The sequence below is a fragment of the Paracoccus rhizosphaerae genome (assembly GCF_026162645.1).
Classification (GTDB): domain Bacteria; phylum Pseudomonadota; class Alphaproteobacteria; order Rhodobacterales; family Rhodobacteraceae; genus Paracoccus; species Paracoccus rhizosphaerae.
This window is the reverse complement of sequence record NZ_JAOTBE010000003.1, coordinates 12986-26298: the sequence shown is the minus strand read 5'-3', so window position 1 is coordinate 26298 and position 13313 is coordinate 12986. Positions and strand designations below refer to the sequence as shown.

General features: G+C 70.0%; 10 protein-coding genes. 2 read left to right on the top strand and 8 right to left on the bottom strand.

Features of this window, described 5'->3' with window-relative positions:
- Positions 1–13: 13 nt before the first annotated feature.
- Together hslU and hslV are read right to left on the bottom strand one after the other, a co-directional pair.
- The gene (gene hslU, locus OC184_RS02205; protein WP_265505552.1) at positions 14–1321 is read right to left on the bottom strand and encodes an ATP-dependent protease ATPase subunit HslU; all 1308 of its coding nucleotides are present in this window, start codon (positions 1319–1321) and stop codon (positions 14–16) included.
- Between the two features lie 58 nt (positions 1322–1379).
- The gene (hslV, locus tag OC184_RS02200) at positions 1380–1934 is read right to left on the bottom strand and encodes an ATP-dependent protease subunit HslV (RefSeq protein ID WP_265505551.1); all 555 of its coding nucleotides are present in this window, start codon (positions 1932–1934) and stop codon (positions 1380–1382) included.
- Positions 1935–2033: 99 nt separating this feature from the next.
- Between hslV and OC184_RS02195 the strand changes: the two genes are divergently transcribed.
- Positions 2034–2936 (top strand): capsular polysaccharide export protein, LipB/KpsS family, encoded by a 903-nt coding sequence (locus OC184_RS02195; RefSeq protein WP_265505550.1) that lies wholly within the window; start codon positions 2034–2036, stop codon positions 2934–2936.
- A 29-nt stretch (positions 2937–2965) separates the two neighbouring features.
- Here the strand turns inward: OC184_RS02195 and trxA are convergent, their stop codons facing one another.
- From trxA to tsaE, 5 genes are read right to left on the bottom strand one after another with little or no spacing between them, the layout of a single operon-like run.
- Complete coding sequence (trxA, locus tag OC184_RS02190) at positions 2966–3286, bottom strand: thioredoxin (RefSeq protein ID WP_265505549.1); 321 nt, start codon at positions 3284–3286, stop codon at positions 2966–2968.
- A gap of 54 nt (positions 3287–3340) precedes the next feature.
- Complete coding sequence (gene addA, locus OC184_RS02185; RefSeq protein ID WP_265505548.1) at positions 3341–6745, bottom strand: double-strand break repair helicase AddA; 3405 nt, start codon at positions 6743–6745, stop codon at positions 3341–3343.
- A complete protein-coding gene (gene addB, locus OC184_RS02180) occupies positions 6738–9674 on the bottom strand; it encodes a double-strand break repair protein AddB (protein ID WP_265505664.1) in 2937 nt (978 codons plus the stop codon). Before addB ends, addA begins: the two co-directional genes overlap by 8 nt.
- 1 nt (position 9675) lies before the next feature.
- Positions 9676–10344 (bottom strand): nucleotidyltransferase family protein, encoded by a 669-nt coding sequence (locus tag OC184_RS02175; RefSeq protein WP_265505547.1) that lies wholly within the window; start codon positions 10342–10344, stop codon positions 9676–9678.
- Positions 10332–11726 (bottom strand): tRNA (adenosine(37)-N6)-threonylcarbamoyltransferase complex ATPase subunit type 1 TsaE, encoded by a 1395-nt coding sequence (gene tsaE / locus OC184_RS02170; protein WP_265505546.1) that lies wholly within the window; start codon positions 11724–11726, stop codon positions 10332–10334. The genes OC184_RS02175 and tsaE overlap by 13 nt, the downstream gene beginning before the upstream one ends.
- A gap of 105 nt (positions 11727–11831) precedes the next feature.
- Here tsaE and OC184_RS02165 point away from each other — a divergent pair, with 105 nt between their 5' ends.
- On the top strand, positions 11832–12428 hold the full coding sequence (locus tag OC184_RS02165) for a COG3650 family protein (RefSeq protein WP_265505545.1): 597 nt from the start codon (positions 11832–11834) through the stop codon (positions 12426–12428).
- Between the two features lie 20 nt (positions 12429–12448).
- Here OC184_RS02165 and dapB read toward each other — a convergent pair whose 3' ends face one another.
- The gene (gene dapB / locus OC184_RS02160) at positions 12449–13282 is read right to left on the bottom strand and encodes a 4-hydroxy-tetrahydrodipicolinate reductase (RefSeq protein ID WP_265505544.1); all 834 of its coding nucleotides are present in this window, start codon (positions 13280–13282) and stop codon (positions 12449–12451) included.
- Positions 13283–13313 lie beyond the last annotated feature (31 nt).

Genomic DNA, 13313 nt, shown 5'->3' with positions numbered 1-13313 from the left:
GACGCCGGTTCCGTCAGAGCACGTAGCGCGACAGGTCGGTCGACCGCGCCAGATCGCCCAGGTGCGTCTCGACGAAGGCCGCATCGACGCCGACCCTGTCGCCGCTGCGGTCGGGGGCGGTGAAGGAGAGCTCTTCAAAGACCCGCTCGATCACGGTATAGAGCCGCCGGGCGCCGATGTTCTCGACCGAGGCGTTCACCTCGGCCGCGATGCGCGCCAGCGCCCGGATGCCGTCGTCGGTGAACTCGACCTCGACGCCCTCGGTCGCCATCAGGGCGGTGTATTGCCGCGTCAGGGCATTGTCCGTCTCGGTCAGGATGCGGACGAAGTCCTCCTCGCTCAGCGCACGCAGCTCGACCCGGATCGGCAGTCGGCCCTGAAGTTCGGGCAGAAGGTCAGATGGCTTAGCCACATGGAACGCGCCCGAGGCGATGAACAGGATATGATCGGTTCGCACAGCGCCATACTTGGTGCTGACGGTCGTGCCCTCGATCAGCGGCAGCAGGTCGCGCTGCACGCCCTCGCGGCTGACGTCGCCGCCCCGCGCATCGGTGCGGGCGCAGACCTTGTCAATCTCGTCGATGAAGACGATGCCGTTCTCCTGCACCGATTCCAGCGCGGCCGCCTTGATCGTCTCGTCGTCCAGAAGCTTGTCTGCCTCTTCGCTGATCAGCAGATCATAGCTTTCGGCGACAGTCACCTTGCGGCGCACGCGCCGACCGCCGAAGGCCTTCATCAGCCCCGACAGGTCCATCATCCCGCCCAACTGCTGCCCCGGCTGGCCCGGCATCTCGATCCCGCCGAGCGGGTTCGAATTGTCCTGGACCTCAAGCTCGATCACCGTGTCGTCCAACTCTCCACGCTTCAGCTTGTCGCGGAACATTTGGCGGGTGCCGTCGCGGGCATCCTTGCCCGCCAGGGCCTCAATCACCCGTTCCTCGGCCGCCTTGTGGGCGCGGGCCTTTACCTCTTCGCGCATCCGCTCTCGGGTGTCGGTCATGGCCGCATCCGTCAGGTCGCGGATGATCTGTTCCACGTCGCGACCGACATAGCCGACTTCGGTGAACTTGGTGGCCTCGACCTTGATGAAGGGTGCATTCGCCAACTTTGCCAGCCGGCGGCTGATCTCGGTCTTGCCGACGCCGGTCGGGCCGATCATCAGGATGTTCTTGGGATAGACCTCGTCGCGCAGGTCATCGCCCAGTTGCTTGCGGCGCCAACGGTTGCGCAGGGCAACGGCCACCGCACGCTTGGCACCGCTTTGCCCGATGATGAAGCGGTCCAGTTCGGACACGATCTCGCGGGGGGTCAGATCACTCATGGTTCTCTCCGGTCGGGGCGGCGGCCGCCCCCATTGTCTTGGACGGATATGGGGCAGCTCAGCCGATGGCCTCGACGGTCAGGCGGCCGTTGGTATAGACACAGATATCCGCCGCGATCGCCATCGCCTTGCGGGCGATCGCCTCGGCGTCCAGGTCGCTTTCCAGCAGGCCCCGCGCCGCTGCGAGCGCGAAGTTGCCGCCTGATCCAATGGCGGCCACGTCATGTTCGGGCTCCAGAACGTCGCCCGCCCCGGTCACCACCAGCAGGTCGGTGCCGTCGGTGACGATCAGCATGGCCTCCAGGTTGCGCAGATACTTGTCGGTGCGCCAGTCCTTGGCCAGATCGACGCAGGCGCGCTGCAACTGGCCCGGCGCGGCCTCGAGCTTCTTCTCCAGCCGCTCCAGCAGGGTGAAAGCGTCGGCGGTCGATCCGGCAAAGCCCACGACGACGTCGCGCCCCCCCGGCGACAGGCGACGCACCTTGCGCGCCGTTCCCTTCATCACGGTCTGCCCGACGCTGACCTGGCCGTCGCCCGCGACGACGATCTTGCCGCCGCGACGAACCGCCAGGATGGTCGTGCCGTGCCAGCCGGGAAATTTGTCCTCTGCCATGAAAGGCTCCGTCTTTCTTCGTTCCGCCAGCAGATATGGGCGCCTTCACCGCTGTGCAACCCGTTGAAAAGCCCGCCGCGGCGCCCTAGCGTCCCGTGGATGAGCGCCGATCCGCTGCTGAGCGTCTATCTTCACCCGCCGATCCTGCAGACCGCATGGGCTGGCAGGCTGGGTTTTCTGAACCGCCTTCGCCACCTGCTGGAAAGCCGCGACTGGCGGGTCGAGGTCCATCCCTCGGGCCAGGGTGCCCGGGCAAAGGCCCCGACGCGGCCTGGCTATGCGCTCTTCAACATGGAACGTCCCACGCATGACCGGGCGCTGACCTTCCGGCTGGCCTATCACTATCCCTATTGGCGCCTGGAATCCGTGGCCGAACGCTGGCGATGGCCCATCGCGCTGACCGCCTTCGAACCCGAACGGATCGAGGTCGGGGCCGCGCGGCGCTTTGCCGAACGGTTGCGGACACGGGTTCTGCCGGGGGTCCAGCCCGTCCGGGGCGATCACGTCCTGATCCCGCTGCAGGGCCATATCCGCCGCCAGCGCAGTTTCCAGAGCGCCAGTCCTGTCGCGATGGTCGCGGCCGCCGCGCGCACCGGGCGTCCCTGTATCGTCACGCTGCATCCGAAAGAGACCTATGATGCCGAAGACCGGGCAGCGCTGGAGGCCTTGGCCCGCGCGCATCCGAACCTGACCATCGGTGGCGACACGATGGCGCGGCTGCGCGACTGCGCCTTCGTCGTCACCCAGAACAGCGCGGTCGGCTTCGACGGCCTGATCCTTGGAAAGCCGGTCGTGCTCTTCGGGCAGAGCGATTATCACCACGTCGCGCTGAACGCAGCCGACCTGGGCGCCGAGGCGGCCCTGGACCGCGCGCCGGACCATGCCCCGCCGGTCGAACAGTTCCTCGACTGGTTCCTGCGCCGCACCAGCCTGGACATGATGGCGCCGGACGCCGACGACCGCCTGCTGGCGGCCATGAGAAAGGGCGGCTGGCCCGTGTAAGACCGCCGCCCTGTCGATCTGTCAGGCGATCAGACGGATTCGTCAATCCAGCTTTTCAAGGCGGCCTTGGGGGCGGCGCCCATGCGGTTCGACACGACCTCTCCGCCCTTGAACATGAAGAGCGCGGGAATGCCCCGGACGCCAAGCGCCGCCGCCTGTTCGGGGTTCTCGTCGACGTTCACCTTCACGATCTTCAGCTTGCCGGCATATTCGTCCGACAGCTCTTCCAGCGCGGGGCCGATCTGCTTGCAGGGTCCGCACCATTCGGCCCAGAAATCGACGATCACGGGGGTGGCGGACTGACGCACTTCGGCGTCGAAATCGGCGTCGTTCACATGCACGGTGGCCATGCGGGGCTCCTTCGATGATGGGCCGGCGGGACCGGCAACGGGGTGAGGTTACAGCTATGGACCCGCAGGCGCATGGTCAAGGGGCGCGGCCCCCGGCAGAAGCGCCGCCATGGTCCGGTCCAGCAGCGGGTCTGGCAGCGGCATCACGCTGCGGCTGGCGGTCCACAGCACCGACACTCGCACGTCCCGGCCGGGCCAGATGGCCCGCAAGGCCGCGCGATAGGCGGCCATCTGGCGCAGGATGCCCAAGGGCACGTCCTCGGGCGATGGCGGCACGTCGGTGTTGGTCTTGTAGTCCACCGCCGTTACCGCCGCCGCGGTGACGATCAGGCGGTCGATCACCCCGTTGAGGGTCCCCAGGCCGGGCAGGGGCGCGGTCAGCGCGACTTCGGACAGGACCTGCGCGCCCTCGGGCGGCTGCAGGACATCAGCCAGGGCGGGCGCGGTCAGGATCTGGCGGGCCTCCTCCAGCAGCTCGGCCAGCTCCGGGCCGTCAGGCAGGCCGCCCTCGGCCCCGGCCAGAAGGGCGCGACCGACGGACGGCCAGTCGCCGGGCGAATAAACGGGCAGATGTTCCAGCAGCAGGTGCAGGCGGGTGCCGCGCAGCATGGCGGCCTCGCGGTCGCCCTCGCTGGCCGAGGGAAGCACCTTCGCCCCGCCCAGCCCCGTCGCCGTGATCGGCGTCAGATAGTCGGGCGCAGGGGGCGGCAGGCGCAGCGCCCAGTCCGGCGGCTGGCGCAGGGGGGCGGCCGGCGCCGGTTCGGACACTGCCGCCTTCGGCCAGTCGCCGAAGGACAGGCGCAGGCCGGTCCCCAATGCCGGCGACAGTTCCTGCAGCGGCAGGTCGTGGCGCACGAGGTCCGTCCGCCCCGTACCGTCGGCGATCATCCCGTGCCAGCTGTCCAGCGCCTCTCCGGTATCGCCGGCCGAGGCGACGATCAGCCAGCTTTCCGCCCGCGTCATCGCCACATAGAGCAGGCGGCGGCGTTCCTCCTCTTGCCGGCGGTCCCAGTCGGCGACGGCCAGGGCGACCGCATCGCAGCGCTCTGCCGCCGCGCCGCGCCAGGCGGGCATGCCGTCCAGCCGCACCTGCCGCTGGCCGCTCGCCGGGCGGCGCTTCTGCGTCTCGGGCAGGATCACCACGGGGCTTTCCAGACCCTTGGACCCGTGCACGGTCATCACCCGGATCAGCCCGCCCGACCCGCCGGGCAGCTGCCGCTTGACCTGAACGTCATCGCCCTGCAGCCAGACCAGGAAACCTGTCAGCGACGGTGTCTCGACCTGTTCATAGGCCAACGCCTGCGACAGCAGTTCGTCGATGCCGTCCTCGGCCTCGGGACCAAGCCGGGCCAGCAGGGCGGCACGCCCGCCGTGGCGGGTCAGCAACCGCGCGATCAGATCATAGGGCCGAACGAAATCGGCGTGGTCGGCCAGATCGTCCAGAACATCCCAGGTACGGCGATGGTGCGACTGGCGCAGCCGCGCCCAAAGGTATTCGCCCCGCCTGCGCCCTGCCGCCAGGCGATAGAGGTCATCCTCGGCCAGGCCGAACAGCGGCGAACGCAGTGCGGCGGCCAGGCACAGGTCATCCTCGGGGGTCGACAGGACCGCCAGCGTCGCGGTGATGTCGCGCACCGCCAGTTCGGCGGCCAGCTTCAGCCGATCGGCGCCGGCCACGGGCAGGCCCGCCGACTTCAGTTCTCCGATCAGTGCGTCGAACAGGTCGCTGCGCCGCTGGACCAGGATCTGGATGTCGCCCGGCCCAATGGGTCGCGTCTGGCCGGTGCGCGCGTCCATGATCGGCGTGCCCAGCATGGCGTCGATCTGTCGGGCGACGGCGCGGGCCAGTTCGGTGCGCGCGTCGTTTTCAGCCGGCGCATCGACCGGCTGCGTCCAGTCCGGACGCTCGGGCGCGTCGGGTTCTGGCAAGGTCGGCCAGATGTCGACGCGGCCGGGCAGGGCATGGCGGAAAGCCACGTGGCGCGGCGGGTCGCCTAGGCCTTCGGCCGCCCGGTCCTGGAAGACCGCATCGACCAGCTGCAGGATCGCGGGCGAGGACCGGAAGCTGTGCGCCAGCCCGCGCCGCTGCATCGGCTGCTGCACCGCCTGGAAATCCTGGTCGAAGCGATCGCGCATCTCCTCGAAGACGGCGATGTCGGCGCCCTGGAAGGAATAGATCGACTGCTTGGGGTCGCCCACCACGAACAACGTGCGGGGCCGGTCATGTGCGCCCGCGCCGCTGGTGAATTCGCCGGTCAGGCGGCGGATGACGCGCCATTGTTCCGGGCTGGTGTCCTGCGCCTCGTCGACCAGAATGTGGTCGATGCCTCCGTCCAGCCGCCACAGCACCCATTGCGCCATGCTGGATTCCTCGAGCAGCTGCGCGGTGCGGCGGATCAGGTCGTCGAAGTCCAGCCAGCCATGCGCGGCCTTTTCCCGCGCCATCCGCGTGGTGAAGGCATGGCCGAAGCGGTGCAGCGCCAGCGTCTTTTCCGCCGCCGCAAGGGCCAGCGCCTGCGGGCGGGCCAGCTCCACCCGCTCCATCAGCGCGTTGAGGTCGTCCATGAAGGGCGCGCAGGGGCCGCCGGCCAGATCCTTCGTGGGGATCTTGCCGATCTTGGCGCCGAAGGGTTGCGCCGCCTTGGCCCCATAGAGCAGGCAGCCGCAGAGCGTCCACAGCTCGCCCATGCCGGGGTCGCGCATCCGGCAGCGGGCCAGCTGGTCGGCCAGCTTGGCGTCGGTGGACTTGCCGGCCCGCAGCAGGGGCAGAAGCGCGTCGACCAGATCGCCCTCGGACCCCAGGAAGACCTGCGCCAGAAGGCTGTCGGCGGTCAGGCCGGGGGGCAGGTCAAGCGCCGCCCAGATGGCCGCGGGGTCTGGTTCGGCGGCGAAGTCGGCCTCGGACAGGCTGGCAAGGAAGCTGTCGATGTTGTCGCCGGAATGCAGGCGCGTCAGGTCGCGGATGGCGGGATGGCCCTCGGCGGCCATGTCCTCGAGGATCTCGGCCCGCATCGCCTTGGCGCTGCGGTCGTCCAGCTCGGCAAAGCCCATCGGCACGCCGGCCTCCAGCGGAAAGCGCCGCAGAAGCGCCGCGCAGAAGCTGTGGATCGTCTGCACCTTCAGCCCGCCGGGCGTCTCGATGGCGCGGGCGAACAGGCGCCGGGCCTGGGGCAGGTCGGGCTCTCCGTCCTCGCCCAACTCGGCCAGCTCGGCGCGCAGCTGCGGTTCCGGCAGCATCGCCCACTGACCCAGGCGCTTGAGCAGGCGGTTCTGCATCTCGGTCGCGGCGGCCTTCGTATAGGTCAGGCACAGGATGCGTTCGGGCGGCGTGCCGGCCAGCAGCAGCCGCGCCACCCTGTCGGTCAGCACCCGCGTCTTGCCCGACCCCGCATTGGCGGTCAGCCAGGTGGACCGCCGCGGGTCGGCCGCCGCGATCTGGTTCAGCGTCGCCTCATCCATGATCGCCCACCTTTTCCGGACTGGCGGCATCGGTCAGCGACCATTCTCCATAGCGCGCCAGGTGATCGTAGTCGCCCGAATAGGATGTCCGCTCCGGCGCACGCATCGAGGTGAAGCCCGCCCCGCCCCGCAGATAGGCCTCCATCAGCGCCACGAAGCCGTCCCAGGTCTGGCCTTCGACCGCCTCGTCATGGGCGCGCTGGTGGGTCGCGCCCTCTCCGCCCAACTGGATATAGCGGATCGCCGCGATGTCCACGGGACCAAGCGCGTCGAAGCCGCCGCGCCGGGCCATCGCCGCCTCCAGCATCAGCTGCTTGTCAAAATGCCGGATCTGCGCGTCGGTCGGCGGGGTGCCGGACTTGTAGTCATAGACGACCACGCGCCCGTCATGCAGCAGGTCGATCCGGTCGGGCTTGGCGGTCAGGGTGACGTTTAGGCCCGTGACGGACACCCGCCCCCGGTTCTCGATCACCATCGGGCTGCCCTCTGCCAGGCGGGCCAGTTCGTCGGCCACGATGCGGTCGGCGATGCCCTCGATCCGGGCCTGCCAGAAGGCGCGGGCGGCGGGCCAAGCCACTTCGGCCTGCAGCACCTGCGCCGTCAGCGACAGGAAGGTCGTGCGCAGTACCTCTGGCGGCGTGTCGGGGGCGGGGCGCGATTTCAGCAGCGCCTCGACGATGGCGTGCAGGGTCTGGCCGCGCAGCGCGGCATCGGGCTGCGGTCGCAGGCTGGGAAGGGACCGCAGCTTCAGCACCCGCTTGGCATAGACGGCATAGGGGTCGCGGATCAGCAGCGAGACGTCGGTCACCGGCAGTTCGTCGAAGGCCGGGGCCGGCGGGACGGGGGACGGCCTGCGCGCCGGGGCCGTCTGCGCGGGCGGACGCGCCACGGCCTCGGCCAAGGCCAGCCAGTCGTTGCCCCGCGCCCGCATCGCAGCCAGCGCCTGCGGGCCGTTCCGGTCGGGCAACCCGCCCATCAGGTTCATCAGCCTGTTCAGCCAGCGGGACGGGATCGTCTCGGCCTCGGCGTCGCGCCTGGCGCGCGTCAGGATCACCCGCCCGGCGGCGATGCCTTGCTGGAAGTCGTGCGCCGCCAGCCCGATCTGGCGTTCAGGGACCGGCAGCCCCGCCGCCAGCCGCATCTGCCGCGACAGCCACGGGTCAGGCGACAGCGCCTGCGGCCAGCCGCCTTCGTTCAGCCCCGACAGGATCACGTGGCCGTGGCCGTAAAGTCGCGCCTCGCGCGGGCCGCGGATGCGCAGGCACTGATGGCCGGTCACATCCTCGCGCACGGCCTTGGCCTGAAGTTCGGTGATCAGCAGCGCGCAGAAGTCATTCGGCCCGATGTCGGGGCCCAGATGGGCATGCTCGGCCAGATGATCCAGAATGGCGCATGACATCTGGCCTGATTTTCCCTGCCAAAGCTGTGATCGCGCCACATCGCCGTCGGGACCGGCGGCCAGCGCCTCGGCCAGGGCGAACAGGTCGGCCAGGCGGTCGGCCAGGGGGCGCGGGGCGCGGTCCTGTGCCAGTGGCGTGATGCGCCTGAGCATGTCGCAGAGCCAGTTTGCCCAGATCTTGCGCGTGGCGTCGCCCTTCGTGGCCCAGTCCGCCAGCGTCTCGGCATCCGGAAAGGCCGGGCCTTGGTTGCGCAGCTTCAGTTCCAGTTCGCGGGTCTGGCGAAGAATGTCGTTGCGGCCGATCGCCTCGGACCCCGTGGCCGTCATCGGATGCTTGAGGAGGATGATCAGCCGGTCGATGGTCAGCGCCTCGCCAAAGAGGGCGGCGACCTGGCGCAGGAACAGGCCCGACGCGGTCAGGGGCAGGGGCTGGCCCGAGCTGTCGTCGGGGCGGATGTGCCAGCGGTCCAGTGCGGCGGTGACGCGCCGGATCAGGCCGCTGTCGGCGGCGATCAGGGTGATCAGCTCGCCCTTCTCGGCGGCGTCGCGCATGATCAGCGCGATGGTCTCGGCCTCTTGCCCCGGCTGGTCGGCCTCGATCAGGGTCAGCCCGTCGGTGGGCGCGATCAGGTCTGGCAGCGCCGGCCCCTCGGCGATCCACTGGTCGGTGACGGGGGCAGGGCGCAGGGCCAGCGACACCAGCCGGTTGCGATCCTCTGAGGCCGGACGCGCGTCGGTCCAGCGCTGCGGGTATCCCGCCTTGCGGATCAGCGGCGCGAAGCGCGCCTGTGGATGGTCGTCCGCGGCTTCGTCCAGCCGGTCCCACACCTCTTGCGGCTGGTCGAAGTCGAAGCCGGGCAGCACCACGGCCCCGTTCGGCAGCGCCGCCACCGCCTCCATGTAAAGCCGCGTTGCGCCGTGCGACCCGGTCGAACCCGCAACGATCACCGGCCCCTGCGGCAGGTCGATCCCCTGCGGCCAGTCGCGCATGGCCAGTTCGGCCGCGGCGCGCTGGCGGGCGGCGCGGTCTTGAGAGGAGTCCGCCAGATGAAAATCGGCCGCAATCTTCAGGAAGGCCAGCGCATTCTGCCAATGGCGCGCATGGTCGCCCGTGTCGATCCCCTCGAGCGCGGCGAGGTCCCGGCCCTCGGTCTGCATCTCGACCATCAGCTGCGACAGCGACTGCGCCAGCACCGGGATCGAATGTCCCGCCGCCAGATCCGGCCGCAGCTGCAGCATCTGCGCGATCAGACGGGCCAGCTGCAGCCGCCGCGCCAAGGGCGCCTCTGGCGGATCAGGCATGACCAGCGGTCCCGGATCGACGCCGGTGATCGATCTGATCTGCGGCAGCAGAAGCGGACCGGCCTTGTCGAATGCCTTGAACAGTGCACCGCGCGTGGATGCTGCGTTGACCAGCACCGTCACGCGGGCCAGCGCCTCGGGCGGCTGGTCCTTCATCCGCTCCAGCAGGCCGTGCACGAAACAGGCCGCGAAATCCACGCCGGGTGGCAGGGCATAAAGGCCGCGCATCTCAGCCACCCAGCAGCGCCTCGGCCAGGGGGATGGCGTCCGGATAGCCGACGTCGCACCATCCGCCGTCATGGACCATGCCGAAGGCGCGCCCCTCCTCGATCAGCAGGTCCCAAAGGCGGTTCAGCGAAAACACGTCCTCGGGGATCTCGGCCAGCCGGTCCGGGCGAATGATCTGCGCGCCGGCGTAGACGAAATCGCCTCGGCGGGTCAGCCGGCCATCACCGTCCAGGCTGAGATCGCCGGCACCCTGGCGGGCCGTTGCCCGTTCCAGCGGGACCACCGCCAGAAGGGCGTCCATCTGGTCGTCCCAGGCCGCGGCAAGCCGGGCCAGCACGTTCGGCCCCGTCCAGACAACGTCAGGGTTCAGCGTCATGACCGGCCCGTCCCCCAGCAGGGGCAGCGCCCGACGCAGCCCGCCGCCGGTATCGAGGATCTGGCCCGCCTCTCGGCTGATGGCGACGTCCTGCCCGTCCAGGTGCCGCTCGACCTGGGCGCCCAGGTAGTGGGTGTTGACCACGATGGGGGCGGCCCCGGCGGTCCGGCCCAGATTTAGGGCGCGATCCAGCAGTGTGCGGCCCGCGACCTTGATGAGGGGCTTCGGGCGGTCGTTCGTCAGCGGACGCATCCGGGTGCCAAGCCCCGCGGCGAAAATCATCAGGGGCGGCATGCGGCACGGATCCTTTCGCGGATGTGGTCGTCGGGGGCGGGAACGTCGCGCAGCGCGTGAACCAGGGGGGCCAGCGCGGGATGGGCCAGGTCGGCCTGCACATGGCCCCAGACCCGCGGCATCAGGTCCAGATAGCGGGGTTTTCGGTCCCGCAGGGCCAGGCGCGTGAAGATGCCCATGATGCGCAGGTTCCGCTGCGCCCCCAGCAGCGCATAGGCGGCGCGGAACCGGTCCGGATCGAGGCCGGTGATCGACAGGTATCGCCCGATCGCCTGTTCCTCGATCGCCGGGCCCACGTCCCGCCGGGCGTCCTGCAGCGCCGAGACGAGGTCATAGGCCGGATGTGCCGTCACCGCGTCCTGATAGTCGATCAGGCCAAGCGGCGCCGGGCCGCGCCAGATCAGGTTCTCGGCATGGAAATCGCGCAGCGCGGTCACGGGCGGCAGGTCGGCGGCCCATTCCGCATGAAGCCGCGCGACGATGGGGCCGATCCGGGGCGCCTCGATCCCCAAGGCCTGGGGATAGAGCGCGAAGAGGCCGACCTGCTCGGCCAGCGCCGGTCCGTCCAGTGCCGGGATGAAGCCGGGCACCGGGTGGCGGTGCAGGTCCGCCAGCAGGTCCACGATCCGGTCATAGGCTGTGGGCGCCAGCGCCGGGTCGTCCCGCAGCACCGAGGCCAGCAGGTCGCGGCCCAGGTCCTGGACCAGCGCAAGGCCCTGGCCGGCATCCTCGGCCAGGACGGCGGGGGCGCCGAAGCCGCGGTCGGTCAGCCAGCGGGTCATGGCCAGGAACGCGCCCATGCTGTCGCCCGGATCGTCCATCAGGACGGCGGTTTCACCGTCACGCTCCAGCCGGAAATAGCGTCTGGCCGAGGCATCGCCCGCCAGCTGCGTCACCCGCGCCCCGGCCCAACCGGCGGTGGCGACGAAAGCGGCGCGCTGCGCCAGCCGCGGCGCACCCGGAAAGTCCAGGACGACTTGGCGCAGGTCGGGGTCCGGCAGGGGGCTGAGCGCCACGGTCAGCACGCCCGGCGGCAGGGCCGCCAGCCGGTCGGGCCATTCGATCAGGCAGATGGCGTCCGCCATGGCGTCGTCAAGACCCAGCTCGGACAGTTCCGACGGGTCGGTCAGCCGATAGAGGTCGGCGTGCCAGATCTCGGTTCCCATCGGGTCGTCATAGGTCTGCACCAGGGTGAAGGTCGGGCTGGGCACGTCCTCGGCCAGATCGCCTTGGCGGGCGCGGATGAAGGCGCGGGCGAAATGGGTCTTGCCTGCCCCGACCGGCCCGTCCAGCAGCACTGTCCGGCCCGGCGAAAGGTCGGCGGCCAGCATCCGCGCCAAGGCGGCGGTCAGGGCTTCGTCGGCGATCACGCGTGTGCTCATGGCGGTGTTCTAGCGGCTTGGCGCGCCGGGGGGAACAGGTCGCGAAACCGTTGCATGCGGATCGCCCGGCGGCGCATTAGGATGACCACAACCAACGAGGATTCCATGCTGCGCATTGCTGTCGCCCTTACCCTTGCCCTGGCCGGACCGGCCGCCGCCACACAGGAATACATCCTGCCCACGCTGTTCGACGTGGCCGGCGTCGCCGCCGACGACGTGCTGAACATCCGCACCGAACCGTCGGCCGACGCCCCGATCATCGGCACGCTGGCCCCCGACGCGACCCGTATCGAGGTGGTCGAGGAGCGCCGCGGCTGGGCGCGCGTCAACACCGCCGAACAGTCCGGCTGGGTATCGTCGCGCTACCTTAACTATCGCACCGACGTGTGGGAGGACGGAGCGCTGCCATCGTCCTTCCGTTGCTTCGGGACTGAACCGTTCTGGAGCCTATCCGTCGATCAGGGCAAGGCCGCGCTGTCGAGGCCCGAAGAGGCCGATGCGGTCCATGACGCCAAGACCCTGTCGACCGGCATCTTCCGCGATCCGACCCGTGCGGTCGTCGCGGGCGACATGACGCTGACGGCGATGCCGCAGGTCTGCTCTGACGGGATGTCGGACCGGTTGTACGGTCTGCAGGCGCTGCTGGTGTTGGGCGGTGGGGAACCGCGGCTGCTCTCCGGCTGCTGCTCGATCCAGCCTTGACGGGTCCGGCCGCGGGCGGACTAAAGGGCCAACACGTCGTGCATGTCGTATTCGCCCGGCCCCTTGTCCTGTCCCCAGATCGCGGCGCGGATCGCGCCGCGGGCAAAGATCGCGCGATCGGTCGCCAGGTGGCGCAGGACGATGCGTTCGCCCTCGGTCGCGAAGATGACGTCGTGTTCGCCCACCACGTCTCCGCCGCGGATGGCAGCAAAGCCGATGCTGCCGGGTTCACGCGCGCCGGTGATGCCTTCGCGGGCGGGCGTGCGCAGATCCGCCAGCTTGGCGCCACGGCCGCTGGCCGCGGCCTCGCCCAGCATCAACGCGGTGCCGGACGGCGCATCGACCTTGTGGCGGTGATGGCTTTCCACCACCTCGATGTCCCAGTCCGTGCCAAGCGCGGCGGCGACCTTGCGGGTCAGGCCGACCAGAAGGTTCACCCCAAGCGACATATTGCCCGCCCGGATGATCGGCGCATGGCGCGCAGCCGCTTTCAGCGCGGCCAGATGTTCCGCCTCGAACCCGGTGGTGCCGATGACGTGGACGGCGCGGGCCTGCGCGGTCAGTTCGGCGAAGGCCACGGTCGCTGCAGGGGCGGTGAAGTCGATCACCGCCTGCGCCTGGGCGATGGCCGTCACCGCGTCGTCGCTGACCGCCACACCTGCCGGGGCGCCGCCCATCGCGGTGCCGATGTCCCGGCCGATCCAGTCGTGGCCCGCGCGTTCCAGCGCGCCCACCAGCCGCAGGTCCGGGCTGTCCAGGATCAGCCGGATCAGCATCTGCCCCATCCGCCCCGAGGCGCCGGTGACGACCACGCCCGGACGCTGCGGCTGATCGGTGTTCTGCAAATCGCTCATCTGGCGCCTCCGCTGGGTTTGCCCGCGTCAT

Bases quoted from the DNA above. Each gene is read 5' to 3' on its own strand.
- hslU (WP_265505552.1), bottom strand. From the start codon at position 1,321: ATGAGTGATCTGACCCCCCGCGAGATCGTGTCCGAACTGGACCGCTTC.
- hslV (WP_265505551.1), bottom strand. From the start codon at position 1,934: ATGGCAGAGGACAAATTTCCCGGCTGGCACGGCACGACCATCCTGGCG.
- OC184_RS02195 (WP_265505550.1), top strand. From the start codon at position 2,034: ATGAGCGCCGATCCGCTGCTGAGCGTCTATCTTCACCCGCCGATCCTG.
- trxA (WP_265505549.1), bottom strand. From the start codon at position 3,286: ATGGCCACCGTGCATGTGAACGACGCCGATTTCGACGCCGAAGTGCGT.
- addA (WP_265505548.1), bottom strand. From the start codon at position 6,745: ATGGATGAGGCGACGCTGAACCAGATCGCGGCGGCCGACCCGCGGCGG.
- addB (WP_265505664.1), bottom strand. From the start codon at position 9,674: ATGCGCGGCCTTTATGCCCTGCCACCCGGCGTGGATTTCGCGGCCTGT.
- OC184_RS02175 (WP_265505547.1), bottom strand. From the start codon at position 10,344: ATGCCGCCCCTGATGATTTTCGCCGCGGGGCTTGGCACCCGGATGCGT.
- tsaE (WP_265505546.1), bottom strand. From the start codon at position 11,726: ATGAGCACACGCGTGATCGCCGACGAAGCCCTGACCGCCGCCTTGGCG.
- OC184_RS02165 (WP_265505545.1), top strand. From the start codon at position 11,832: ATGCTGCGCATTGCTGTCGCCCTTACCCTTGCCCTGGCCGGACCGGCC.
- dapB (WP_265505544.1), bottom strand. From the start codon at position 13,282: ATGAGCGATTTGCAGAACACCGATCAGCCGCAGCGTCCGGGCGTGGTC.